Annotated in this window: 23 protein-coding genes; 7 read left to right on the plus strand and 16 right to left on the minus strand. The window is 64.9% G+C overall.

Going from position 1 to position 24189, the window contains the following annotated elements; genetic code table 11:
* Window positions 1-33: 33 nt before the first annotated feature.
* Window positions 34-360: a flagellar hook-basal body complex protein FliE gene (locus ACV22V_RS11380; protein WP_059692433.1), complete on the minus strand. Its 327-nt coding sequence runs from the start codon at window positions 358-360 to the stop codon at window positions 34-36.
* 800 nt (window positions 361-1160) lie between these two features.
* Between ACV22V_RS11380 and ACV22V_RS11385 the strand changes: the two genes are divergently transcribed.
* From ACV22V_RS11385 to ACV22V_RS11415, 7 genes are read left to right on the plus strand one after another with little or no spacing between them, the layout of a single operon-like run.
* The gene (locus tag ACV22V_RS11385) at window positions 1161-1967 is read left to right on the plus strand and encodes a FliM/FliN family flagellar motor switch protein (protein WP_448013864.1); all 807 of its coding nucleotides are present in this window, start codon (window positions 1161-1163) and stop codon (window positions 1965-1967) included.
* A gap of 3 nt (window positions 1968-1970) precedes the next feature.
* A complete protein-coding gene (fliN, locus tag ACV22V_RS11390) occupies window positions 1971-2318 on the plus strand; it encodes a flagellar motor switch protein FliN (RefSeq protein ID WP_448013865.1) in 348 nt (115 codons plus the stop codon).
* 5 nt (window positions 2319-2323) lie between these two features.
* Window positions 2324-3082, plus strand: a complete 759-nt coding sequence (locus tag ACV22V_RS11395; RefSeq protein WP_448013866.1) for a flagellar type III secretion system pore protein FliP — start codon at window positions 2324-2326, stop codon at window positions 3080-3082.
* Window positions 3082-3354: a flagellar biosynthesis protein FliQ gene (gene fliQ, locus ACV22V_RS11400; RefSeq protein ID WP_059525814.1), complete on the plus strand. Its 273-nt coding sequence runs from the start codon at window positions 3082-3084 to the stop codon at window positions 3352-3354. The genes ACV22V_RS11395 and fliQ overlap by 1 nt, the downstream gene beginning before the upstream one ends.
* Window positions 3355-3358: 4 nt before the next feature.
* Window positions 3359-4135 (plus strand): flagellar biosynthetic protein FliR, encoded by a 777-nt coding sequence (locus ACV22V_RS11405; protein WP_448013867.1) that lies wholly within the window; start codon window positions 3359-3361, stop codon window positions 4133-4135.
* A complete protein-coding gene (flhB, locus tag ACV22V_RS11410; protein WP_448013868.1) occupies window positions 4128-5267 on the plus strand; it encodes a flagellar type III secretion system protein FlhB in 1140 nt (379 codons plus the stop codon). Before ACV22V_RS11405 ends, flhB begins: the two co-directional genes overlap by 8 nt.
* A complete protein-coding gene (locus ACV22V_RS11415; protein ID WP_448013869.1) occupies window positions 5264-7354 on the plus strand; it encodes a flagellar biosynthesis protein FlhA in 2091 nt (696 codons plus the stop codon). The genes flhB and ACV22V_RS11415 overlap by 4 nt, the downstream gene beginning before the upstream one ends.
* Window positions 7355-7405: 51 nt before the next feature.
* Here ACV22V_RS11415 and ACV22V_RS11420 read toward each other — a convergent pair whose 3' ends face one another.
* From ACV22V_RS11420 to ACV22V_RS11490, 15 genes are all read right to left on the minus strand, one after another.
* Window positions 7406-8914, minus strand: a complete 1509-nt coding sequence (locus tag ACV22V_RS11420) for an insecticidal delta-endotoxin Cry8Ea1 family protein (protein WP_448013870.1) — start codon at window positions 8912-8914, stop codon at window positions 7406-7408.
* A 60-nt stretch (window positions 8915-8974) separates the two neighbouring features.
* Window positions 8975-9328, minus strand: coding sequence for a hypothetical protein (locus tag ACV22V_RS11425; RefSeq protein WP_448013871.1), 354 nt, complete (start codon window positions 9326-9328; stop codon window positions 8975-8977).
* 79 nt (window positions 9329-9407) lie between these two features.
* Window positions 9408-10316 (minus strand): flagellar motor protein MotB, encoded by a 909-nt coding sequence (locus ACV22V_RS11430; RefSeq protein ID WP_448013872.1) that lies wholly within the window; start codon window positions 10314-10316, stop codon window positions 9408-9410.
* A gap of 13 nt (window positions 10317-10329) precedes the next feature.
* Entirely contained in the window at window positions 10330-11187 is an 858-nt protein-coding gene (gene motA / locus ACV22V_RS11435; RefSeq protein WP_223961628.1) for a flagellar motor stator protein MotA, read from the minus strand.
* A gap of 117 nt (window positions 11188-11304) precedes the next feature.
* On the minus strand, window positions 11305-12225 hold the full coding sequence (locus ACV22V_RS11440; protein ID WP_059525800.1) for a flagellin N-terminal helical domain-containing protein: 921 nt from the start codon (window positions 12223-12225) through the stop codon (window positions 11305-11307).
* A 139-nt stretch (window positions 12226-12364) separates the two neighbouring features.
* The gene (locus ACV22V_RS11445; RefSeq protein ID WP_448013874.1) at window positions 12365-13300 is read right to left on the minus strand and encodes a tRNA-ribosyltransferase; all 936 of its coding nucleotides are present in this window, start codon (window positions 13298-13300) and stop codon (window positions 12365-12367) included.
* On the minus strand, window positions 13297-14688 hold the full coding sequence (locus tag ACV22V_RS11450; protein ID WP_448013875.1) for a glycosyltransferase family 2 protein: 1392 nt from the start codon (window positions 14686-14688) through the stop codon (window positions 13297-13299). The genes ACV22V_RS11445 and ACV22V_RS11450 overlap by 4 nt, the downstream gene beginning before the upstream one ends.
* A 664-nt stretch (window positions 14689-15352) precedes the next feature.
* Window positions 15353-16108 carry a histidine utilization repressor gene (gene hutC, locus ACV22V_RS11455; protein ID WP_059525795.1) on the minus strand — a complete coding sequence of 252 codons (756 nt, stop codon included), beginning with the start codon at window positions 16106-16108 and terminating at the stop codon, window positions 15353-15355.
* 50 nt (window positions 16109-16158) lie between these two features.
* Window positions 16159-17652, minus strand: coding sequence for an HAL/PAL/TAL family ammonia-lyase (locus ACV22V_RS11460; protein WP_448013877.1), 1494 nt, complete (start codon window positions 17650-17652; stop codon window positions 16159-16161).
* A gap of 7 nt (window positions 17653-17659) precedes the next feature.
* Window positions 17660-18451 (minus strand): ABC transporter ATP-binding protein, encoded by a 792-nt coding sequence (locus ACV22V_RS11465; protein ID WP_059525791.1) that lies wholly within the window; start codon window positions 18449-18451, stop codon window positions 17660-17662.
* A 28-nt stretch (window positions 18452-18479) separates the two neighbouring features.
* Window positions 18480-19226: an ABC transporter permease gene (locus tag ACV22V_RS11470; RefSeq protein ID WP_059525789.1), complete on the minus strand. Its 747-nt coding sequence runs from the start codon at window positions 19224-19226 to the stop codon at window positions 18480-18482.
* A gap of 12 nt (window positions 19227-19238) precedes the next feature.
* Window positions 19239-19961 (minus strand): ABC transporter permease, encoded by a 723-nt coding sequence (locus tag ACV22V_RS11475; protein ID WP_059525787.1) that lies wholly within the window; start codon window positions 19959-19961, stop codon window positions 19239-19241.
* A gap of 92 nt (window positions 19962-20053) precedes the next feature.
* The gene (locus ACV22V_RS11480) at window positions 20054-20914 is read right to left on the minus strand and encodes a transporter substrate-binding domain-containing protein (protein ID WP_448013878.1); all 861 of its coding nucleotides are present in this window, start codon (window positions 20912-20914) and stop codon (window positions 20054-20056) included.
* Between the two features lie 294 nt (window positions 20915-21208).
* Window positions 21209-22750, minus strand: coding sequence for a UxaA family hydrolase (locus tag ACV22V_RS11485; RefSeq protein ID WP_448013879.1), 1542 nt, complete (start codon window positions 22748-22750; stop codon window positions 21209-21211).
* Between the two features lie 71 nt (window positions 22751-22821).
* Entirely contained in the window at window positions 22822-24159 is a 1338-nt protein-coding gene (locus ACV22V_RS11490; protein WP_448013881.1) for an MFS transporter, read from the minus strand.
* Window positions 24160-24189: the final 30 nt, after the last annotated feature.

The following is a 24189-nucleotide window of genomic DNA, read 5'->3' on the forward strand; positions in this document are numbered from 1 at the left end:
GCCCTTTGGGAATGATCGTGGTCGTGGTCTCGCTCAGATCTGCATCTTCAGCAGATCGTCGAGCGCCGTCGTCAGCTTGTTGCGCACCTGCGTGAGCATCGAGAATGAAAGCGACGCCTCCTGGCTCGCCAGCATCGCGCCGATCAGATCGTCGCTTTGACCGCTGTCGACGGCCGCCGCCCGGTCGGCCGCGTCCACCTGCTTCCGATCGACGGCGTTCAGCACGCCGCGCATCACGCGCGAGAAGTTGATGTCGTCGTGTTGCTCGCGCCCCGGCGCGGCGGCCGGCAAACCCGTCGGACTGCCGAGCAATGTCATTTCGCGGTGCAACCCGGACCGCGCCTGCTGAATCGTTTCCATGGTTCCTGGCTCATTCTTTGATTGAGGATCAAACTCGTTTTGAACGGCGTCCGATTCGGCACGAACACGTCACGCGTCAATTCGACATATCGAAACCCGATGCCGCACATGTCGGTTGGCAGCTCGGTAATTCATTCTTGTCGACGCGAGATTGGGGCGCCACTGATATACCGAGAATCCGGCTGAATAATCATCAGGCGCACCGCAATGCGTCTGATCATGCGATTTCCGCGGGGCCTCATCCGACTCGAACACCCGCGAAACCGCGCTTGAATTGCGCCTTGATTCAGGGTCAATTTCCAGAGTCCGACGATGTTGCGCGCGGAATTCATCGCATCCGCCCGCAGGCAGAGCTGACCGCGCCTGACGACGCTATTCAGGGCCGGTCAGCACCACTCACAATTTCTCGGCGGCGGACGTTTTTATTCATTCGGATCGATCGCGCAGGTCGATGCACACTGTATTCAACGAAACGGAATTCGGCGCGATCTGCATTTGCGCCATGGCGCTTCAACGAGTCGCCTGTCGCGTGACACCGATTCATTGCGCCGCCGAATTCCGACCGCTTGCATTCATGCGACGACATTTCGACCATTCACCGCGATATCGCATGAGATTCATCGAGCGAAAACGAGGCAATCCGAAAACGACTTGAATCCGATCGAGAACCGATGACACATTGTTCGAATAGAACGACGGCCCAGCTCGGCCCTCACCGAACCCTTGATCCGCGCATGCTCGGGCGTCCCACGCACCGGCTCGACGCGTTCGGCGACACGCTCGCGCATCGCATCGAAGGCGTGTTCGACGCGCACGCGGAACGTCGGAAAGGCGTCGCGCTGACGATTCGTCGCGTCTCGTTCCGTTCCGACGCGGGCGCCCTCTCGACGTTGCCATGGCGATACGAACGGCTCGACGAAGGCGAGATCGGCGTCCATGTCGATCGCGCCGTGCTGCTCGCGTTGCTGGAGCAGCGGTACGGGCCGGCAGTCATGCCCGTCGCCGTCGCGCCGTCCACGGCGGAAAACCCGACGGACCCCGCCGACGCGCACGACGCAGCACCGTTGCCGGCGACGCCGCTCGACGACCTGCCCGCGCCGGATTCGCCTCCCACCCCGGCGACGTCCACCGAGCAACGATTGGCGCAGCGATTCGCACGCGACCTCGCGCTTGCGTGCGCCCGCTCGATTCCCTCCGCACGAGCGCCGGACGAATCCGCGCCGCCGGACGCCCCCCGCCCCCGTCTGTTCGTGATGTGCGACGTCGCGGATGCGGCTCGACGCGCGCTCGGCCAGATCGCCCTGGCGCTCGACGACGCGTGGCAGCGCCGGCTGTTCGACCATCTCGCCACGTCGATGCGCCGCACCACGCCCGCCGGATGCCAAGACGCGCCGCTCGCGACGCGCCTGCAACTGAAGCTGACCGCGCAACTGATCGACGTCGAGGTGCCGTTCGGCGACGTGCTGCGGCTACGCGCGGGCTGCCTGTTGCCGGTGCGCCTCCATTCGCCGGCGCGCGTGCTGGTGGCCGGCGCGCGGCTTTTCTCGGCAACGATTTCCGAACACGACGGAAAGCTCTGCCTCAACGATTTTGACGCTATGGAGTAGTCGATGGATTCGCACAAACACGATGATCTGGATGCGCTTCTGGACGATCTTCAGCCGGACCTCCCCGACGATGCGCACGAGGCCGCCGCGACGCCGCGGCGCGATTCGCGTCGGCTGCTGACGAAGATCCCGGTACAACTCACGCTCGAAGTCGGCGCCGCGACCGTGTCGCTCGCCGAGCTGATGAACATCGACGCCGGCTCGGTGCTCGAACTCGACAGGCTGGCGGGCGATCCGCTCGTCGTGAAGGTCAACGGCACGACCGTCGGCCACGCGGAAGTCGTCGTCAGCGGAGAGAACTACGGTCTGCGTATCGTCGATCTCGAGCAGCTCGGCGATTTCACGCCATGACGTCGATGCTGCCTCCAACCCTGCGCGCGGCTGCAACATTCGCGCTCGTGCCGATGCTCGCGGCCGTCGGCGCCGCGCCGGCCGCCGCCGATACGTTGACGCTGCCCGCCGCGGAACTCGGCCTGAGCAGCGATTACAGCGTCAAGACGCAGATCCTGCTGTTCATGACGCTGCTCGGCTTGCTGCCCGCGCTCGCCATCGTGATGACGAGCTTCCTGCGCTTTGCGATCGTGCTCGCGCTGATGCGGCAAGCGCTCGGCCTGCAGCAAGGATTGCCCGCGCGGGTCATCACGAGCGTCGCGCTGTTACTGACGCTGCTCGTGATGCGTCCGGTCGGCATCGACGTGTGGCGCGTCGCGATCGAACCCTTCGACCGCAACGAAATCACGTTTCGCGAAGCCATCGCGCGCGCCGAACAGCCGCTTTCCCGCTTCATGCTCGCGCAGACCAGCAAAGCGAGTCTCGCGCAGATTTCACGGCTGTCCGGCGAGCGCGACATTGCGCGGCCGGACGATCACGCGTTCGTCGTCAAGGCCGCCGCGTTCATGTTGAGCGAACTCAAGACCGGTTTCCAGATCGGCGCGATGTTGTTCCTGCCGTTCCTGATCATCGACCTCGTCGTCGCCTCGACGCTGATGGCGATGGGGATGATGATGCTGTCGCCGCTCGTCATCTCGCTGCCGTTGAAGCTGCTGCTGTTCGTGCTCGTGGACGGCTGGACGCTGACCGTCAATACGCTGACCACCAGTATCCGGGCCTATTGATGCTGACTTCCGATCTCGCCGTCGAACTCGTCGGCAACGCGATTCGCCTCGTCACCGTGATGGCCGCGGTGATCATCGTCCCGAGCCTGCTCGTCGGGCTCGTCATCGCGCTCTTCCAGGCCGCGACGCAGATCAACGAACAGACGCTCAGCTTCCTGCCCCGCCTGCTCGTCACGCTCGGCATGTTGATCGTCGCCGGGCACTGGCTGGTGCAGACGCTCATGGACTACGCCGTCGCGACCTTCGCGCGCGCGGCGCAATGGGTTGGATAGGCGTATGGATGCGCTCCTTGCCGCCGCACCGGATGGGCTGGCGCGAATCTGGTGGCCGTTTTGCCGAATTCTCGCCGCATTGAGCACGGCGCCCTTCGCCGGCGACAACGCCGTGCCGATGCGGATGCGCACGATGATCGCGCTGCTGCTCGCGACCATTGCGCTGCCCGTGGCCGGCGACGCGGGCGTGCGCGTGTTCTCCGCGCAAGGCGCGCTCCTGTGCGCCGAGCAGATCCTGATCGGCCTCTTGTTCGGGGCGGCGTTTCATTTCGTTCATGCGGTCTTTCTGCTGCTCGGCTATCTGGTCTCGACGCAAATGGGGCTCGCGATGGCGGTAATGAACGACCCGCTGAACGGCGCGACGTCGGATGTCGTGTCCGGTCTGATGCTCGTCGCCAGCATCCTGCTGTTCTTTTCGATCGACGCGCATCTGATCGTCGTGCAGGTGCTGTATGCGAGCTTCCGGGTCTGGCCGGTCGGGCAGCCGATCGACATGGCGTCGCTTCGGCCGATCGTCTTTCAGGTCGGCTGGGTGCTGTCGACGACCACCTTGCTCGCCGCGCCGCTGGTATTCGCGACGATCGTGCTGCAGATCGGCAAGAGCTACCTGTCGCGTGCGACACCGAGCATCAACCTGTTTTCCGTCGGTTTCGCGCTCACGACGCTGTTCGGGATGCTGATGCTCGGCGGCGTGGTGACGGGCCTGCCCGGCGACTACCTGAATATGACCGCACACGTGCTGAACGTGCTCGAGCGGCATCTGGGAGCCGGCCGTGGCTAGCCAGGATTCGGGAAACAAGACCGAGAGGGCGACCCCTCAGAAGCTGCGCCGCGCGCGCAAGAACGGGCAAGTCGCGCGCTCCCGCGATCTCACGACCGCGATCGGCGTGCTGCTCGCCCTGAAAGCGATGACGATGCTCGCGCCATGGTGGCTCGACGCCTTTCGCGGCCTGTTCTCGCTCGCGTTCGCCGACATGACGGGCGACGACACGCTCGCCAACCGATGGTCGATCGCGATGCCGGCGTCGCTGCTGATGTTTGCAAAGATGGTCGCGCCGTTCCTCATCGTGCCGCTGTGCGTCGCGGTCGGCGCGCTGTATCCGGGCGGCTGGCTGTTTGCCGTCGCCAACCTGAAGCCGAAATTCAGCCGGCTCGATCCGGCGACGAATCTCGGCCGGCTCATGACGGCACGGCATCATGGCGCGTTCGCGCTGTCGGTCCTGAAAGCGCTCGCCATCATCGGCGTGCTGACCTTCATCAGTCATTCGACGATCGGCGAATTCCTGCGGTTGCGGCGACTGCCGTTGCCCGACGCGCTCGCGCGCGGTCTTGCCCTCACGACCGACGGCGCGTTCGCGCTCGCGCTCGTGATGCTGGTGTTCGCGCTGATCGATGCGCCATTCCAGCGTTTCATGTTCCTGCGGGGCCAGCGGATGACCCGGCAGGAAATCAAGGAAGAGCACAACAACAACGAAGGACGTCCCGAACTGCGATCGCGCATCCGTCGGCTGCAGCGCCAGGCCGCCCAGCGCGCGCTCGCCCGTGCGGTGCCCGACGCCGATGTGGTGATCGTCAATCCGACGCACTATGCCGTTGCGTTGAAATACGACGAGCAGCGTGCCGCCGCGCCGTTCGTCGTCGCGAAGGGCGTCGACGAGATGGCGCTCGCGATCCGCCGCATCGCCGGCGAGCACGGCATCGAGGTGCTGCATCTTCCGCCGCTCGCGCGCGCGATCTACCAGACCAGCCAGGTCAACCAGCAGATTCCCGCCGCCCTCTATCAAGCCGTCGCGCAAGTGCTGACCTATGTGCTGCGCCTGAAGGCGTTCCGGCAAGGGCGGGGACACGTTCGCCCGGTCCGGCCGTCGGACGTTCCGATTCCCGATTTTCTCGACGACGCGCAATCATCATGAACCCGCTGAAGAACCTGTTCCACGACTTGCGGCAGTATCAATACGCGACACCGTTAGTGCTGCTTGCGGTGCTCTCGATGGTCATCCTGCCGCTGCCGCCCGTCGTGCTCGACCTGCTGTTTACGTTCAACATCGTGCTCGCGATCGTCGTGATCCTCGTCAGCGTGTCCGTGCAGCGCCCGCTGGAATTCTCGGTGTTCCCCACGATCATTCTCGCGACGACGCTCATGCGGCTCACGCTCAACGTCGCGTCGACGCGCGTCGTGCTGCTCAAAGGCCACGACGGCACCCATGCGGCCGGCCAGGTGATCGAAGCGTTCGGCAAGGTCGTGATCGGCGGCAACTTCGTGGTCGGACTGGTTGTCTTCGTGATCCTGATGATCATCAACTTTGTCGTCGTGACGAAGGGCGCGGAACGCATTTCGGAAGTGTCGGCCCGATTCACGCTCGACGCATTGCCCGGCAAGCAGATGGCGATCGACGCGGATCTGAATGCCGGTCTGATCAACCAGGATCAGGCCCAGGCGCGCCGGCGCGACGTCGCGGCCGCGGCCGATTTCTACGGCGCCATGGACGGCGCGTCGAAATTCGTGCGCGGCGACGCCATCGCCGGCATCCTCATCCTGCTGATCAACATGATCGGCGGGATCGCGATCGGCGTGCTGGCGCACGGCCTCGATTTCGGCGCGGCGTTCACGCAATACGGCCTGTTGACGATCGGCGACGGCCTCGTCGCCCAGATCCCTTCCCTGCTGCTGTCCGCGGCCGCCGCGGTGATCGTCACGCGCGTCAGCGATTCCGGCGACTTCGAGGAGCAGGTCGGCCGCCAGATGCTGGCGTCGCCGAACGTGCTGTACAGCGCGGCGGCCGTGATGCTGGTTCTCGCCCTCATCCCGGGGATGCCATGGCTGCCGTTCAGCACATTCGCGCTGGTGCTCGCGTATGTCGCCTGGCGCGCCGCACGACGTCCGCGGGCGCAACGCGACGAGGCCCGGATGGATGCGCTCGAAGCCGCGCTCAGGGAATCCGCCGCGCGCGAGCCGGATTGGGACGGCATCAGCTTCGTCGAACCGCTCGGCGTGCGGGTCGGCTATCGCCTCGTCGAGATGATCGATCCATCGCACGGCGCGCCGCTGCGCAGGCGCATCGACGGGATGCGGCGCGCGCTGACCGAATCGATGGGGTTCCTGATTCCGCCCGTGGCGGTGCGCGACGACCTGTCGCTGCCGCACAGCCACTATGCGGTGCTGTTCCACGGCGTCGAAATCGAACGCGCGGAACTGCATCCGGATTGCCTGATGGCGATTCCATCTCAGACGACCTATGGGTCGCTGGACGGCGTCCCGTCGAGCGACCCGGCATACGGCATGCCGGTCACGTGGATCAAGCCCGACGACAAGGCGCACGCGCTCGGTCTCGGGTATCAGGTCGTCGACTGCACGTCGGTCATCGCGACACACGTCGACAAGCTGTTGCGCGACAACCTGAGTGCCCTGTTCACGCACGACGACGTGGGCGCGCTGCTGCAGCGCCTCGGTCGAATCGCGCCGCTCCTGCTCGAGGCGCTGGAGAAAGCGATGCCGCACGATCGCATCCGCCAGGTGATCCACGTGCTGCTCGCCGAGCGGGTGTCGCTTCGGGATGTCGTGACGATCGCGACGACCTTGCTGGAACACGCCGAAACCGCCGGCGACTCGATCCTGCTTGCCGCCGAGGTGCGGTGCGCGCTGCGCCGCGAAATCGTCGCGGGCATCGTGGGACACCGTCGCGACGTGCCGGCGTTCGGTCTCGCGGTCGACATCGAAAGCGCGTTGCTCGCGGCGCTCGCTCAGGCACAGCAAAGCGGCAAGGTGGCGCTTGATCATTTCGCGATTGCGCCCGAACTGCTGACGAATCTGCAACGTGCAATGCCGGGCGCAAGAGAGCGAATGCGGTCGCTCGGTCATGCGCCGATCCTGATCGGCCCGCCGCTGCTGCGCCCGCTGCTCGCGCGCTATGCACGCGTGTTCGCGCCCGGTTTGCACGTATTGTCCTACAACGAGATTCCGGAACAACGGCAGATCGAAGTCATCGGCACGCTCGAATGAACGGCAGCGCCGAACGCGCTGCGTCGGTCCGCCGGAATCGCGCCCGGGCGGCTACGATCGTCCCCTTCCGGGTACGTGCGCCGTCACGTCTCGCCAGAACGCGTCCCGACGCGACTGCAATTGCGTCGAAATGGATCGGGGCAGGCAGTCGGGCCCGGTATTCGGCTGCGCCACCGTACTGACGTACATCAGTTCCCTGACGGCAGGAGGCGTGTAGCTGGTATCGACACTGAAGCCGAAAATGATGCATCCCAGATCGCTGTCGTAGAACCCGCTTCGGGTCCACATGTTCAAGGTTGTCAGCATGCGGCCCGGCACCGACACGATGTATCGCGTGCCACCGAGATCCGTCCGGTTCCACAAGGTCTGCATGCTCCCGTCGTCGAACTCCAGACCCAGCTCCAGCGGCGTATCGCCACTCCTGAGATGAGCCGCCACGATGTTGTATCGCTTGCCGTCGGCAGGCGTCGGAAACCTGAAGGTTTGCTTTTCCACGCCGTCCAGGTCGTCCGCTATGATCCCGTAGCGGTCGATCCGGCCTTCGCCACGCCACATCTCGGGGCCTTTTCCGGTCGGATAGCTGACGTCGACCACGCGCGGCGTTGCGTTGAAATATTCGACATGAATGCTCGCGATCGACGCCAGAGGCCGGCTATACGGAACATCGACGCCAATGCCCGACATCTGCGCGCAAGACACGTCCCAGTCGTCGGCCGTGCCGTAGGCCGCACTGTAGACGTCCTTGAACGGTATGTCGGTCACCTTGCCGGCATGCTGCGTCGGGTCGAGACAGGTGAGCAGCGTCCGGAAATCGTCGATCAGCAGTGTGCGCTTCGTATAGAAAGGCCGGTAGTAGGCGTAGATGTCCGTGTTGTGCATCCCCGGGGAGCTTGGCGCATGCGTGTCGAGCCGCGCCTTCCCGTCGGCCATCACCTTGTCGAGATAGTTTCCATATCGGCTCGCCGTATCGCCCGCCTGTTTGACGATGCCCGCGTAGTAATCGCTGCTCCAGCCCCATCCCTTGCCGTTGAGTACCGCGTCGCGCAGCAGCGTCATGTGCAGATTCGTGAACATCGCGCACAACGGCGCAAGCACCCATGCGAATTTTTCGTTCTGGAACTGAGGGGCGGCGCCGACAAACTCGGTATTCGTCGCGATGAATTGCATGCGTATCGCTTCGTTGTCTCCCAGTTTGACCGCTGACAAGTATTGCTTCAACACGTCGCCGAGCCCGTCGAGTTTCGCTTTCAGCAGGCTGTACACGGTGTCGTCGATTTTCTCGTCGATCATGCGCTCGACGCGCTCGCGTATCTGCGCCCAGATGTCGGGCTTGTCCGAAGGCCACAGCAGGCTGACGAGGCCCGACACGAGCCAGCCGACTTCGGGAATTTGTCCGAGCCCGGTGGTCAATACCGTCTTGAACATGGTGACGGGATCGTAGTCGGGATCGTGCAGGTTCGGGCGAGAGGCCGGCAGCATCGGCGCGGCATGCACCGGCGGCACCACAAGCGTCCATCCCGCGAGCGAGATCGTCTTGAGTAACGTACGTCGAGTGATCATGATTCCATTTTCGTCCGGGAAGTGACGGGATTTGGGTCCGATCGAACTCGATTGCGGGAATCACTGCGGCGTCGCCATGGGCTCCGTGGCGTTCGACGTCCGCGCGATGCTCGGTGGCATCGCGCGGCCCCGACGATCTCGAGCGGCGGTCACCGAGACCGTGCCCGCACCGACGACATGCGCAACCGGGTTGACGGCTGCCCCCATGATTCGCAGCGTCTTGGTGGTCGTCACGCTCGATCGATGCCCGTCAAGCGTGCGGAGGGTGCCGACACTTTGCGAATGGAAACGTATTCCATGGCCATTCATGGTAATTCGGCTTCCAGGGAAATCGATTCCAAAATGCGCCGGAAATTCGAACGAGCGTGGAATATTTTTATTCATTTCGCAATACGTATGGAAATACGTTCCCATTACGCATCGTTCGCCGAATGTCCGAATGGCGCAGGACGTCGTTCATCGACGCGGCCGGACGAAGGCCGCGTCCGACCCGTCAATCCGTTGCGGCGCGCGGCGCCGTGCCGTCCGGCTCCGCGGTGCCATCCTTGATCTGCTTCACGCCGACGCCTTCACCCCGGAACTGGCGCCGCCACGCATCCTCCGCCCGCATCGTCAAGAGAAACAGCTCGACGCGCCGGTTCCGGCCGTGCTCGGGGTCGTCCTGCACGGCCGGAATGCTGTCGCCCATCCCCAGCACCTGGAACAGCCGCGCGTCGTCGATGCCGCCATCGAGCAGCAGTTGCCGCGCCCGCAACGCGCGCCGGCTCGACAGGCTCCAGTTGTTGCTGAACGCGGACGCGTCCGCGAACCGCGTCGCATCGGTATGGCCGACGATCACCATCTTGTTCGTGACCGAATCGAGCACCGGCACCAGCGCCGCCAACAGCTTGACGAACGACGCGCTCAGCTTGTCGCTGCGACGCTCGAACATGCCGTTGTTGTCCGAGTCGTGAATCGCGATGCGCACGCCCTGGTCGTTGATCGTCACGCCGACATCCGTCTCCATCCCCTGCTTCCGCGCTTCATGCAGGATGCGCATCGCGAGCGCCCGGCGCGCTTCCAGCGAATCGATCGTGCGTCCCTGCCCGGACGATTTCGACCGCGGCGCCGGACGCGTCGGTCGAATGTCCACCATCGGCGCGACGATCGGCCTGCGCGCCTCCTGCTCGAAAATGCCGACCCCGCCTTCGAACAAGGGCTTGCCGCCGATCGCAACCGCCACCCGCTTGCGCTCCTCCTCCGGCGTCACGTTCATCACCCACAACACCATGAAGAGCGCCATCAGCGCGAGGGTGAAATCCGCGAACGCCACCTTCCATGCGCCCCCCGAATGCGCTTCGTGGCGCCGGTGCGCGCGTTTGATGATCGTCGTGCCGTGGCCGGCATCCTTGTGATTGCTCATGCTGTGCGCTCCGCTATCGCCCGGTCTCGGCAATCCATGTCTCGAGCCGCGCGAAACTCGGCTTCACGTCGAGCTGAATCACCTTGCGGCCCGCATCGACCGCAAGCAGCGTCGGTTTGGCGGCCACTTGCGCGCAGAGCACGACCTTCACGCATTCGAATGCCGACATGGCGCTTTTCACGCGGTGTCCCATCGCGCTCGAAAGCGGTTCAAGAACGCCATAGCACATCAGGATGCCGAAGAATGTGCCGACCATCGCCGCGGCAACCTGTATGCCGATCGCGGACACGTCGCCGCTGATGTTCGCCATCGTCGTCACGATCCCGAGCACGGCGGCGAGAATGCCGAACCCGGGCATCGCCTCCGCGACCTTCGACAACGACCGCGACGGCTGCATCAGTTCGTCCTCGATCGCCTGCAACTCCTGATCCAGCATGCCTTCGAGCTCGTGCTGCGTGATGCGCCCCATCGCCATCAGACGAAAGTTGTCGACGACGAATGCAATCAGGCGCGGCTGCGCGAGAATCATCGGATATTTGCGAAACATGTCGCTTTCCCTGGGCTCCTCGACGTGCTGGTCGAGCGCCTTGAGCCCACCGTCCCGAACGGTTTCGAGCAGTTCGTAAAGCATCAGCAGCAGTTCGCGCTGGAACTCGATGCCGTTTCCCTTTCGGGCGATCACGTGCCTGATCTGGACGATCATTTCGAACAGCACGCTGCGTGGATTGCCCATGACGAGCGCGCCAGCGGCCGCGCCGACGATGATCAGGATTTCGGTCGGCTGCCAGATGCTGCTCAGCGCGCCGCCATGCAGCACGAAGCCGCCGAACACGCCGCCCAGGACCAGGAGTATCCCAATTGCCAATTGCATAGAGTGTTTCCCGTCTTTCAGGAGAATGCGCCGCGATACAAGGCGGGGCGGCCGGCGTCATGACACGACCCGACGCCGGCCGCCGCGCCGCCGGAAGGCGACGCGACGCTCCTCGGGTTACTGCAGGAGCGACAGAACCAGCTGGCTCATCTGCGCCGACTGCTTCAGCATCGAGCCGCCGGCTTGCTGCAGGATGTTCAGCTTGGTCATGTTCGCGGTCTCGGCCGCATAGTCCACGTCGCGGATACGGCCTTCCGCGTCCTGCGTGTTGTTGGTCATGTTCGACAGGTTGGCCCCGATGTGGGTCAAGCGGTTCTGGCCCGCACCGATCTCGCCGCGAATGTTGCCGACTGCATCGAGCGCGGTCGTCAACTGATCGAGCAGCGCGTTGGCGCCCTTGACGGTCGAGATGTCGGTGGCGGCGCTAGATGCACCGCTTGCGCCGCTGGCACCGCTGGCGCCGCCCGTGCCCTTGTACACCTGCGACGCGGCCTTGAGCGCCGTATCGACTGCCTTGAGCGCATTCGACACGTCGAACTTCATCACCTCGCCGGACGTGTTGCCGATCTGGAAATTGTTCACTTCCGTCAGCTTGCCGGCGGCGGCGCCGGACGCGCCCGACGTCGCCATCAGCTTTTCGCCGCCGTACGACGTGTTGCTCATGATGTTCACGAGCTCGGTGCCCAGCGCGTCGAACTCCTTTTGCAGGGCGTCCCGATCCGCTTGCGCGTAACCGGAATCCGCTGCCTGCGTCGTGAGGTCCTTCATCCGGTGCAGGATGCTCTCGATCTCGCCGAAAGCGCCTTCGGCGGTTTGCAGCATCGACTTTGCGTTTTCGGTGTTCTGGGACGCAACCGTCATGCCGCGGCTTTGCGACAGCAGGCGAGTCGCGATCTGCAGCCCGGCGGCGTCGTCAGCCGCGGAGTTGATGCGGTAACCCGTGCCAAGACGCGTCATCGACGTCGTGAGGCTCTGTTGCGTGTTGCCGAGCGCGCCCTGGATGCGCATCGATGCGAGGTTGGTGTGCAGACTGATCATTCGGATTCCTTTATCAAGTGACGTTCAGGGATCGGGGCGCCTTGCGACGCCCTCGCCATCTATAGGCGTCATTTCCACGGCAAACCTTAAACAGTGCGAATCGATATTTTTATCCGGAATCGGGATGCGACCTGCCGCCTTAATCGTCTTCGCCGCCAATCAACGAGAAGCCCACCACCAACGGGTCCGCGTGATCGTCCCGCGCGAGGCTCGCCTTGCCGCCGCGATGCCAGGCGGCGAACAGGCGAGACACGACGCGCTCGTCGAGCGCAATGTCGCTGGCAGCCAGCAACGCGCAGTAATTACGCAGGCAGAAGTAGTCGAGACATACATCGAGGAACGCCTGCGGATAAGCGCTGCGCTCGACTGCCGGAAAGACTTCGTCGTAGCACCGGTAGAGGAAATAGTTCGGCCACACGTGATCGTGCTTCTCGAAAAACGCATCGACCGCGCTTGACTGCTCGAGGCCGCGCAACGCATCGGACAGAAATCCGTCCGACAGGACCTGCAGCTCGGCACGCTTCAGATTGAGCGTGCGCTCCGCATGTGGGCCGACATCGAGATGTATCGACGCCTTGACGAGACGGCGCAGATACGACCGCCGGTACAGGTCCGGGACCCGCAACCGGCGGAACTGCGCGTGCAGCACGTCTTGCGCAGCGAAGTCGATCAGTTCCCCGGCCACGTCGATCGGCAGCGCCACGTCGTCGTCGTTCACGTCGGGTCGGGCGAGGCGGCTCAGCAGCACGCCGATCGCATGCATGCGCTCCCGGATCGTCAGCCCGGGCGCGATGAGGAGGTAAATGCACGCCTGGTTGACGCTGCTCCGCCAGACGCTGAGCGCATCGGCTTTCCCTGCCTCGGACATGCGTTCATGCAGCTCGAACGCATCGCGCGCAAACAGCGCTTCGTGCGCGACGCTGTCGCATTGCAGCACCGCGCTGTGACGGACATGGTTGGTCCACGCGCGCGCGACACAAGGCGTCGCGTCTCGACAGTACGCGCACTGGCACGCATCGATGCGGGCGTGCCAGCGCACGAGGAATTGAGGAATGTAGCTGGCGATCTCGTTCATGGTGTGTGGGTTCGTTGACTCGTCGGAACGGGTCGGTCCGGCGCGCCGCCGTGGTACGCGTCCGTCATTTTCCGGAAGAATCCGGCGGTCAGATCAGGGCCGTCATCGCGTTGCGACAGATACGCGAAACTCGGATACAGCCCGAGCCATCGCGCATTCGCCATCAGCGGCAGCCATGCGTGGTCGATGCGCGCGCCGGATGTGCCGTCGTCGCCCGGCTCGGTGAGCATGTGTTCGAGATGCGTCGCGAACACGTCGTAATACGGCCGGTTGACCGCGTACGCAACCGCTTCTTTCGCGAGATGGATCTTCTGCGCGCCCGGCAGCGCGTGAAGCGGCACGCCGCTCGCGACGTCTGCACCGAGCAGCGCGACCTCCCAGTCGATACTGGCCAGTGCGCTCAGGAAGCGGTTCGCGTTGGCCACCGCCTTCTCCTGACGGACGAATTCGATCCGGTCGTCGAGCAGCAGATAGTTGCGCCAGCCTTGTTCGCGCGCGCGCTTCGCGATCGCAAGGTGTCCTGCCGTATCGCGGCCGTCCGGCGTCGCCGCGCGGTGCTCGACCAGTTGGGCGGCATCGACGCCCAGCTCGAGCAGCGTCGACCGGAACGCCGCGCGCCGGCGGGCATCGTCGCCGGCATGAATCACGACGCGCTCGAAGCGGCGCCAATCAACGCGCGCGTTGACCGGTGCATGGCTGAGACGGCGGTAGTGCGCGAGCAGGCGCGGGTCCGTGACGAAATCCTCGAGTGTCAGCGTGGAACGCGTGCAGCTTGCGAGGATGAAGTCCTTGTCGAACGTGTTCTCACTGTGGGAAATGCACAAGAGCGCGCGTTTCGGATCGATCTGCAGAACCGGCTCCGTGAAGCCGCCAAGAAAGCTCCGTTCTTCGGCAAGCGCCGCCGCGTCATCGTATCGGTGATACCTGAGATAGTTTCGGTGATACGCGAACGAACCGTTCAGCGCATGCTGCGGGCCGAACGCGAAGGTCTGGTAGATGCGATCGATATGGCTATACCAGATGTAAATCCGGTCGCAGCCGGAAAATGTCGCCTGCGCGCCGCGCATCGCACGAATGGTGTGCGAGATCTTGTCCGGCGGATAGTAGTCGTCGTCATCCATGCAGACGATATAGTCGCCTTGTGCGAGCTGATTCAGCCGGTTCCGTTTTCGACCGATCGTCATGCGCTCCGCACTGTGGTAATAGCGGACACGCGCACCTGCCGGATCAGCCGCGGCCAACTGCTCGATCAGGTCCGCGCTGCTGCATGGCGAATCGTCGAGGATCACCAGTTCGCGGCGTTCCGCCGGATAATCCTGGTACTGAAACATATAGACGAGAAACGGTAGAAACGCGCGGCGCTGCCAAGTCGGACAGACGACACTCACGAACGGCGGCGGACCATGCAAGGCTGGCGCCGCCAGCAATTTCGATGTCAGCGACGGAACGCGCGCCATGCGTCCCGCGACGGTTTTGCGACTCACGATCTCCCCCCTCGAACAATTCAATAAGGTCGGCACCTGGCGGCAGCCGCGCGGACTGCGATCAGACAACGGGACGACTGCGTTCGCATCGATGCCGCGGCGTCGCGGAGCACGTGCGCGATGGCATGCCGGCTCCGACGCCCTCCCGCCATCTAGCGACGCGGTCGCGGAAATTCTTAAATCCGTATACGGCGAGGCGCGCCAACGCTTTCGATGATTGTTCGGTGGGCATGCGTATGCCCAAAAGAGGAAGCCGACTTACGGCCGGTGCGTTGCAATCGGCGGGGGATGAGATGAGGCGCGTGGCCGACCAAGCCATACCTCGATATCGTCACACGACCCGATCGATCCCGACGATCATGTGACCAGACGCATCAGACAAAGAGGATGCACGGATTGTGCATAAACTGCGGTGGAAAAATCCGGTATGACGTCGTCGTCGAGACCAAGAGGTCATGCCGTGAAGGAGAGGAAGTTCTCCGAGGAACAGATTGCCTCTGCGTTGCAGCATGCGGGAGCCGGTCACGCCGGTCTCATGCCCGCCTTGCGGACACGTGCGGGAAAGCCCCTACATCTTCCCCGCCAGATGAAACCGCGACGCCGGATGCCACAGCCTGACCGACGTGGCGACGTGCTCGCCGACCCACGTGCGGCGCCTCAGCACAAGACACGGCTCGCCGATTTCCATCACGAGATGCCGGCGCACCTGCGCATTGGGTTTCTCCGCATAGATCCGGAACTCCGCGTGCTGGATCGGCGCCAGTCGCACCATGTAGTGGTTCGGCGTCTCGAGCGTGAAATCCTGCTCCAGATAGGCGGGAAACAAGGCCGGATTGACGTAGCGATCCTCGAACTGGATCGGCTCGTCTTCCTCGAAATGCACGATGCGTGAATGAAACACGGGCCCGGACCGCAGCCCGAGGGCCTCGATCGCGTCCGGGTCGACGCTGCGCTCGATCAGCAGCACGCGCGCGCTGTGCCGATGACCGCGTTCGGCAATCTCGTCCGCGATGTTGCGGATTTCCAGCACCGTCGATTCGTAATGCCGGCGCTCGACGAACGTGCCGGCACCCTGGATGCGGGTCAGCACGCGTTCGGCCGTCAGTTCCCGCAGCGCGCGCGACACGGTCATACGGGCCACGCCGAATTCCTTGACGAGTTCGGCCTCGGTCGGGATCGCGCCGCCGGGTTTCCAGTCGCCCTTCGCGATCCGCTCGACGACGTAGCGCTTGATCTGTTGATAGGCCGGCAAGGCGCGCGCCGGCACGGCATCGCCCAATGCCCTCGCCGGTCGTGCGGAAGGTTGTCGTTCCGTTTCGTTCATGCGCCCTCGACCGAATGAATGATGGATGATCCGCCAGTCGCCGCCCGACGCTACCGCAGCGACGGCGGTTCGCCCGCGACGATGCCGGCGGCGATCGCGATGTCGTCCGCCAGCGGCCGGTCGTCGTGGTAGGCCGGCACGCGTTCGCGCACGTATCGCCACAGCGCATCGGTCGACGGGGCGGGCGCCGCTCCGTTGGCCTGCAGGTCGTATGCCTGCGCGGCGGCAAGCAGCTCGATCGCGAGCACGCGCGTCGCATTCTCGATGATGTCGAGCGCCTTCAGCGCAGCCGGCGTCGCATGGCACAGGTGGTCTTCCTGCAGCCCGGACGTAATGCCGCCGTCGAGGCTCGCGGGCGCCGCGAGTCTCTGGTTCTGCGCGACCAGCGCGACCGCCGTGTACTGCGCGATCATGAACCCCGAACACGTGCCGCCCGGCGCCGCGAGAAACGCCGGCAACCCGCTCACGAGCGGATTGACGAGACGGTCCAGCCGCCGCTCGGCGATTGCCGCCACCTGCGCCATCGCGGCCGCGAGGCTGTCCATCGCCAGCGCGATGCCCGCGCCGACGGCATGCGCCTGCGAATGAACGGCCGGTGCGTCGCGCGTACCGGCGACGATCGGATTGTCGGTGACGGACGCAAGCTCGCGATCGACGACGTCCGCCGTCACCGCGAACACGTCGCGGGCCGCGCCATGCACGTGCGGAATCGTGCGCAGGCTGAGCGGATCCTGCGTATGCCGGCCGCTCGCCGCCGCAAGCATCGCGCTGTCGGCCAGCATCGTCCGCAAGCGCGCGCCGACATGCCCGATGCCGGGCGAAATCCGCAGCGCGAGCGAGGCCGGATCGAACGCCGCGAGCTGTCCGCCGAGATTCTCGAAACTCGTCGCCGCGATCCAGTCTGCCCAGTCGAGCAGCCGTTCCGCGCGGGCGAGCGCGAGCGCGGCGAGCCCCGTCACGCACGGCGTGCCGTTGACCAGGCTCAGCCCCTCCTTCGCGCCGAGCACGAGCGGTTTGCGGCCGACACGCCGCAGCGCCTCGTCGCCACGAATGCGCTCGCCGCGATGGCGTGCATGGCCGTGCCCGATGCAGACGAGCGCGACGTGCGCCATGTGGGTCAGATAACCGACCGACCCGTGCGCCGGCACCTCCGGCAGGCAATCGTGCTCGAGCAGCGCGACGAGCTGTTCGACGACATCGGCATGCACGCCCGAATGCCCGTGCGCGAAGTTGTTGATCGCGGCCGCGATGATCGCGCGCGTTTCGGCCGCGCCGAGCGGCATGCCGACGCCGACCGCATGGCTCATCAGGATGTTGCGCGACAGCGTGCTCTGCTGCGCCGGCGACACGATCACGTCGCACAGCGCGCCCACGCCGGTGTTGACGCCGTATGCGCGAATCCCGCGCGCGACGATCTCGTCGACGAGTTCGCGCGCGGCGACGACACGCGCGCGTGCGTCATCGGTCAGCGCAAGCGGTTCGCCTGCCGCCACTGCCGCGACCTGTCGCCAGTCGAGCGGCCGTGCCGCACGGAATACGGTCATGGCAGCCTCAGTTCGATGTGCGGTCGTGGTGGCTCGACACGAACTGTCGGAAACGTTCGGAGCACTGACCGCCGAACAGGTCGTCGGGCGCGCCGTCCGAGTCGACTTCGCCCTGATGCAGGAACATCACGCGATTCGATACGTGCCGTGCGAAGCCCATTTCATGGGTGACGACCAGCATGGTGCGCCCCTCCTCCGCGAGCGAACGCATCACGCGCAGCACTTCGCCGACCAGCTCCGGATCGAGCGCGGACGTCGGTTCGTCGAACAGCATCACCTTCGGATGCATCGCGAGCGCGCGGGCGATCGCGACGCGCTGCTGCTGGCCACCCGACAGGTGTGCTGGATAGTAGCCGCGCTTGTCGGCGAGACCGACGCGCGCCAGCAGCGCCTCGGCCTCCTCGACCGCTTCCGCGCGGCTGCGCTTCTGCACGCGCAGCGGCCCCTCGACGAGGTTGTCGAGCACCGTCATGTGCGACCACAGGTTGAAGTTCTGGAAGACCATGCCGAGCTGGGAGCGGATCCGGTCGACCTGGCGCCGGTCGCTCGGATGCAGCTTGCCGTCGCGCGCGCGCTTCATCGCGAGCGTTTCCCCGGCGAGCGCGACGGAGCCGTCGTCAGGTGTCTCGAGCAGGTTCAGGCAGCGCAGGAACGTGCTCTTGCCCGACCCGCTCGCGCCGAGGATCGAGATGACGTCACCCTCGTGCGCGTCGAGCGAAATGCCTTTCAGCACATGATGATCGCCGAACGACTTGTGGATGTTCTTGACCGACAGCGCAACGGGAGCAGCGGTGTTCATCGGATTCTCCTGGAAAGGATGGGGGCGCTCAGGATGCGACGCGCCGGGGATTGCGCGTCGCCGCGACGGACGCGCCGGACGGCTTGGGCGCGCGCAGGTGCCCGGAGAGCCGCCATTCGAGCGCGCCGAGCAGGCGCACGACGATGAAGTTCAGCGCCAGATAGATGACGGCGGCGCAGACGAAGACCTCGGTCGTCCGATAGGTTTGCTGAATGATCTGCTGCGCGACGCCCGTCACTTCCCACACCGTGACGAGGCTGGCCAGCGCGGTCGACTTGACGAGCAGCACGGCTTCGGTCGAGTACGCGGGCAGGCACTGGCGCAGCGCGATCGGTCCGATCACGCGTCGCAGCAGCGCGAAGCCCGACAGCCCGATCGAATAACCGGCCTCGATCTGCCCGACCGGCACGGCCATCAAACCGCCGCGCAGGATTTCGGCCGTGTAGCCTGCCGTACACAGCGCGAGCGACAGCACCGCGCACACGTACGGCTCGCGCAGCAGCGGCCACATGAAGCTTTCTCGGATCACGCCGAACTGGCCGAGCCCGTAATACACGAGGAACATCTGGATCAGCAGCGGCGAGCCGCGAAACACGAGGATGTAGCCGCGCGCGAAGCGGTTCGGCAGCCAGTGCGGCGACACGCGCATCGTGACGATCACGAGCGACAGCAGGCCGCCGAGCACGAGCGACGCGAAGAACAGGCCGAGCGTGGTCGGCACGGCCGCGAGCAACTGGCGCAGCGTATCGAAGAGAAAGTCGAAATCGATGGACATGCACGTTCTCCGTCAGTTGCGCGCGAAATTGCGGCGGAACGACCGGCCGACGATCGCTTCCGCCCGGTTGAACACGCGGTTCGACAGGCCCGTCATCAGCAGATACAACGCACCGCCCGCAACGAAGAACACGAAGTACTGGTGAGTCGAATTGGCGGCGATCTGGCTCGTGCGCAGCAGCTCGGCGAGGCCGGTGACGGAGATCAGCGCCGAATCCTTGAGGCTCAGTTGCCACACGTTGCCGATGCCGGGCAGCGCGAAGCGCAGCACCTGCGGAATCAGGATGCGCCGCAGCACCATGCTGCCCGGCATGCCGATCGCGCGCGCCGCCTCGAGCTCGCCCTTCGACACCGCCAGCACCGCCGCGCGATACACCTCGGCCTGATAGGCGCCCGAGATCATCCCGACCGCGAGCGCGCCGATCACGAACGGCGGCACGCCGATGAAGCCTTCCGCGCCGAACCACTGGCCGACGGCCGTGACGAGCGTCGAGCCGCCGAAGTAGAACAGATAGATGACGAGCAGTTCCGGCACGCCGCGAAACACCGTCGTGTACAGGTCGCCGAGCAGGCGGGCGCTGCGGTGGCGCGACAGCTTCGCCGCCGCGATCGCCGCGCCGATCACGGCGCCCACCGCGAGCGCGGCGAGCGTCAGCGCGACCGTCATCAGCGCGGCGAGCAGCAGCACACCGCCCCAGCCTTCGGTTCCGAAGCCGAGCATTTCAAGAATCGCCATGCGTGCCTCCCGGCAAGCGTTGAGTGAATCTGCGGGATGCGTGCCGCCGCGCGTCGTTCGAATCGCTTACGCGGCGGCCGCCGAATGCACGCTTACGGCGTGACGTCGGTCTTGAACCACTTGTCGGCCAGCTTCTTCACCGTGCCGTCCGCGAGCGCCGCGCCGATCGCCGTGTCGAACTTCGTCTTCAGATCGGCATCCTGCTTGCGGAACGCGAGGCCTTCGCCCGGCCCCCAGATCGGCCCGCCGAGCTTCGGCCCCGCGAGCACGATCGACGCGTTGTCCTTCTTCGTGTTGTTCGCCGCGTAATACGTGACGTCGTCGAACGACGCATCGATGCGCCCGGCGACGAGGTCGAGATCGCGCTCGGGCGAAGTCTTGTACACGCGAATCGACGCGATGTCCTTGAAGCTGTCGTTGATGAACTTCGTATAGACGGTGCCCGACTGGATACCGATCGTCTTGCCCTTCAGCTGCTTGCGCAGCGCGTCGACGGTGGGCTTGTCGGCGTTCGCGTCACCCGTCAGCTTGACCATCGGCGCGCCGGGCGCGGCCTTCGGCAGGATCTTGGTATCGGTGACGGCGAACGTCGCGGGCGTCGCCGCATACGGACGCGAGAACAGCAGGATCTTTTCGCGCTCCGGCGTGATCGAAATCGCATCCATCAGGATGTCGAACTTACCGGCCTGCAAACCGGGAATCATCCCGTCCCAGTCCTGCGCGACCATGTTGCACTGCACCTTGATCCGCTCGCACACGTTGGCGAGCAGCTCCGGTTCGAAACCACCCAGCTTGCCGCCCGGCAGCGTGAGGTTCCACGGTGCGTAGCCGCCTTCGAGCGCGACCGTCACCGTCTTCCATTCCTTTGCCTGCACCGGTGCGGCGAGCGTTGCCGCTGCTGCCGCGATGACGCCGACCGTCCTGATTGCCCACTTGATGCGCTTGCCGTTCACGAGAGTTCTCCTTGCGTTGAAGTGCGTCATCCCTTCGGTGCAGCAAGCCGCCTCAGGAATTTGTCTATACAAGCATGCAAGAAGAAAAACGGCGAGACAAGCAGCGATCAAAAAAAACCGTGAAAACGCGGGAAATCCCCTAATTTAGGGGCTCCGACGTGCCTCGTTGCGGGGAATTCAGGCACGCAGTTGGTGCACGCCGGACGATCCAATCGGCAGGATGACTAGACAAATCCTGAATTCGATCGCACGGCACAGGCAGAGGGAACCCGGCTGCAGCGGGCAAACACGCGGCTAGGTGATCACGCCAACCTGCCAGGGCACGAATTCGTTCTGGCCGTAGCCGTGCAATTCGCTTTTCGAGCGATTGCCGGACGCGCAGTCGAGCATGTGCTGGAAGATCGTGGCGCCAAGCTGGTCGACACTCGACGTGCCGTCGATCACGCCGCCGCAATTGATGTCGATGTCGTCTTCCTGACGCATCCACAGCGCGGTATTCGTCGCAAGTTTCAACGATGGCGACGGCGCACAGCCGTACGCCGAACCCCGCCCCGTCGTGAAGCAGATCAGGTTCGCGCCCGACGCGACCTGCCCCGTCGCCGACATCGGATCGTAGCCGGGCGAATCCATGAAAACGAGGCCGCGCGCATCGATACGCTGCGCGTATTCGTATACGTCGACGAGATTCGTGGTCCCGGCTTTCGCGATCGCGCCGAGCGATTTCTCGAGGATCGTCGTGAGCCCGCCCGCCTTGTTGCCGGCCGACGGATTGTTGTCCAGCGCGGCGCCGTGACGTGCGCAATAGGCCTCCCACCACGCGATGCGCGCGAGCAGCTTTTCGCCGACGTCGCGGCTGACGGCACGCCGGGTGAGCAGATGCTCGGCGCCGTAGATTTCGGGCGTCTCGGAAAGGATCGCCGTGCCGCCCTGCCGTACCAGCCGGTCGACGGCCGCGCCCAGCGCGGGATTCGCCGAGATGCCCGAGTAGCCGTCCGAGCCACCACACTGCAGCCCCACCACGAGATGCGCCGCCGGCATCGCGACCCGCACCGCGCGGTTCGCATCGCCGAGCATCTCCGTGACCATCGCGATACCGCGCTCGATCGTTTTTCGCGTGCCGCCGCTCTCCTGGATCGTGAAGTGGCGCAGGCGTGCGGCATCCGCATGCCCGCCTTCGCGCAGCACGTCGCCGATCTGGTTGGTCTCGCAACCGAGGCCGATGAACAGCACCGAGTGGAAATTCGGATGCGCGGCGTAGCCCGCCAGCGTGCGCCGCAGGATCGCGATTCCGTCTCCCCGCGAATCGATCCCGCAGCCGAGACCGTGCGTGAGCGCGATCACGCCGTCGATGTCCGGATAGTCGGCCAGCGCATGCGGGTTCACCTCTCGCCGGAAATGATCGGCGATCGCACGCGCCACCGTGGCGGAGCAATTGACACTCGTCAGTATGCCGATGTAATTGCGCGTCGCGATCCGTCCGTCGTCGCGGCAGATGCCCATGAAGGTCGCCGGCGTGTCGTCGAGACGCGTCGGACTCGCGGCGGCGCCGAACGCGTGCTCGCGCGCGAACTCGGCCATGCCGAGGTTGTGCACGTGCACATGCTGACCGCGCGCGATCGTCTCGCGCGCGACGCCGATGATCTGGTTGTAGCGCCTGACCGGCTCGCCCTTCGCGATGTCGCGCGTGGCGATCTTGTGGCCTGGCGGAATCAGGCCGGACACGGCGAGCGCCTCGCACGCGATCAGGTCGCCGGACACGAGCTGGCGCGTCGCGATCACGACGTCGTCGTTCGGATGCAGCCGGATCGCGACCGGCCCGGTGACGGGAAAGGACATGACGGTGATCCTGGATTGAAGATGGGTTGATCGGCGCCGGCAAGCCGCCTTGCGGCGCGCCGGCGAATACTTCAGCGGTGCGAGCCGGCCCGCGCGCCGCCCGGCGCGCTTTCCGCGCCCGCGTGGCCCATGCCGCGCAGCGAGCGCAGCAGCAGCACGCTGACGAAACACAACGCGGCCACCACCACGAAGCCCGTGCGCGAATCGTGCGACGCCGCATCCGCGAACGCCTTGATCTGCGGCGACACGAAGCCGCCGAGATTGCCGATCGATACGATGAACGCAATGCCGCTCGCGGCGCCCGTCCCGCCGAGATAACGCGTCGGCAGGCACCAGAACACCGGCTGGCACGCGACCAACCCCGGGATCGCGATGCAGAAGGCGAGCAGCGCCAGCACCGGCGTGTTGATCACGGATATCGATGCGAACGCGAGAATCCCGACCGTCAGCATGCCGGTCGCGACCTGCAGATGGTTGTCGTGGCGATCCGCGAAACGCGTCGCGACGATCATCGTCGCAATCGTGCACAGCCACGGAATCATCAGCAGCAATCCGATCTTTCCATCGATCTGGGTGCCCATCGTCGCGGCGAATTTCGACGGCAGGTAGAACGCGAGCGGCGCATTGCCGATCTGGATGCAGAAGTACGCGGCAATGAAGGTCAGCACGCGACGGTCCTTCAGCACGCCGAACACCGTCGTGGACAGGTGCCGCGATTTCGCGCGCTCTTCCGCGTCGAGCGTGTCGCACAATGCGCGCTTCTCGTCGTCGGTCAGCCAGCGCGCGTCTTTCGGCCGGCTCGTCAGGTAGAAGAACGCGATCACGCCGACCACGGTCGCCATCAGCCCCTCGACCAGATACATCCATTGCCAGTTCCGCAGGCCGAACATGTCATGCATCTGCAGCAGGAAGCCCGACAGCGGATTTCCGATCAGCATCGCGATGGGCACGCCGAAATAGAACAATCCGAGCGCGCGGGCGCGCCCCTTCGCGGGAAACCAGTAGGTCAGGTACAGGATGATGCCGGGAAAGAACCCGGCCTCCGCCGCGCCGAGCAGGAAGCGGATCGCATAGAACTGCGTCGGCGTATGCGCGAACATCATCGACGCCGAGACGAGCCCCCACGTCACCATGATCCGGCTCATCCACACGCGCGCACCGATGCGATTCATGATCAGGTTGCTCGGCACTTCGAACAATGCATAACCGACGAAGAAAATGCCGGCGCCGAATGCGAATGCCGCATCGCTCAGGCCCGTGTCGGCCTGATAGGCGAGCTTCGCGAAGCCGACGTTCGCGCGATCGATGAAGGCCAGCGCGTACATCAGCGTGAGGAACGGCAGGAGCCGGATGGCGGCCTTCCTGACCGCCGTGGCAAGGTGCTGCGATTGCTGCGGATCGTGATTCATCGTTGTCTCCGGTTTGGTTCTTGTCGTGAT

Source organism: Burkholderia sp. AW33-5 (assembly GCF_053427615.1).

What these genes read in the sequence shown, in the direction of transcription:
- ACV22V_RS11380 (WP_059692433.1), bottom strand. Translation starts at nt 360, where the DNA reads ATGGAAACGATTCAGCAGGCGCGGTCCGGGTTGCACCGCGAAATGACA.
- fliN (WP_448013865.1), top strand. Translation starts at nt 1,971, where the DNA reads ATGGATTCGCACAAACACGATGATCTGGATGCGCTTCTGGACGATCTT.
- ACV22V_RS11395 (WP_448013866.1), top strand. Translation starts at nt 2,324, where the DNA reads ATGCTGCCTCCAACCCTGCGCGCGGCTGCAACATTCGCGCTCGTGCCG.
- fliQ (WP_059525814.1), top strand. Translation starts at nt 3,082, where the DNA reads ATGCTGACTTCCGATCTCGCCGTCGAACTCGTCGGCAACGCGATTCGC.
- ACV22V_RS11405 (WP_448013867.1), top strand. Translation starts at nt 3,359, where the DNA reads ATGGATGCGCTCCTTGCCGCCGCACCGGATGGGCTGGCGCGAATCTGG.
- ACV22V_RS11415 (WP_448013869.1), top strand. Translation starts at nt 5,264, where the DNA reads ATGAACCCGCTGAAGAACCTGTTCCACGACTTGCGGCAGTATCAATAC.
- ACV22V_RS11420 (WP_448013870.1), bottom strand. Translation starts at nt 8,914, where the DNA reads ATGATCACTCGACGTACGTTACTCAAGACGATCTCGCTCGCGGGATGG.
- ACV22V_RS11425 (WP_448013871.1), bottom strand. Translation starts at nt 9,328, where the DNA reads ATGGGAACGTATTTCCATACGTATTGCGAAATGAATAAAAATATTCCA.
- ACV22V_RS11430 (WP_448013872.1), bottom strand. Translation starts at nt 10,316, where the DNA reads ATGAGCAATCACAAGGATGCCGGCCACGGCACGACGATCATCAAACGC.
- motA (WP_223961628.1), bottom strand. Translation starts at nt 11,187, where the DNA reads ATGCAATTGGCAATTGGGATACTCCTGGTCCTGGGCGGCGTGTTCGGC.
- ACV22V_RS11440 (WP_059525800.1), bottom strand. Translation starts at nt 12,225, where the DNA reads ATGATCAGTCTGCACACCAACCTCGCATCGATGCGCATCCAGGGCGCG.
- ACV22V_RS11445 (WP_448013874.1), bottom strand. Translation starts at nt 13,300, where the DNA reads ATGAACGAGATCGCCAGCTACATTCCTCAATTCCTCGTGCGCTGGCAC.
- hutC (WP_059525795.1), bottom strand. Translation starts at nt 16,108, where the DNA reads ATGAACGAAACGGAACGACAACCTTCCGCACGACCGGCGAGGGCATTG.
- ACV22V_RS11460 (WP_448013877.1), bottom strand. Translation starts at nt 17,652, where the DNA reads ATGACCGTATTCCGTGCGGCACGGCCGCTCGACTGGCGACAGGTCGCG.
- ACV22V_RS11465 (WP_059525791.1), bottom strand. Translation starts at nt 18,451, where the DNA reads ATGAACACCGCTGCTCCCGTTGCGCTGTCGGTCAAGAACATCCACAAG.
- ACV22V_RS11470 (WP_059525789.1), bottom strand. Translation starts at nt 19,226, where the DNA reads ATGTCCATCGATTTCGACTTTCTCTTCGATACGCTGCGCCAGTTGCTC.
- ACV22V_RS11475 (WP_059525787.1), bottom strand. Translation starts at nt 19,961, where the DNA reads ATGGCGATTCTTGAAATGCTCGGCTTCGGAACCGAAGGCTGGGGCGGT.
- ACV22V_RS11485 (WP_448013879.1), bottom strand. Translation starts at nt 22,750, where the DNA reads ATGTCCTTTCCCGTCACCGGGCCGGTCGCGATCCGGCTGCATCCGAAC.
- ACV22V_RS11490 (WP_448013881.1), bottom strand. Translation starts at nt 24,159, where the DNA reads ATGAATCACGATCCGCAGCAATCGCAGCACCTTGCCACGGCGGTCAGG.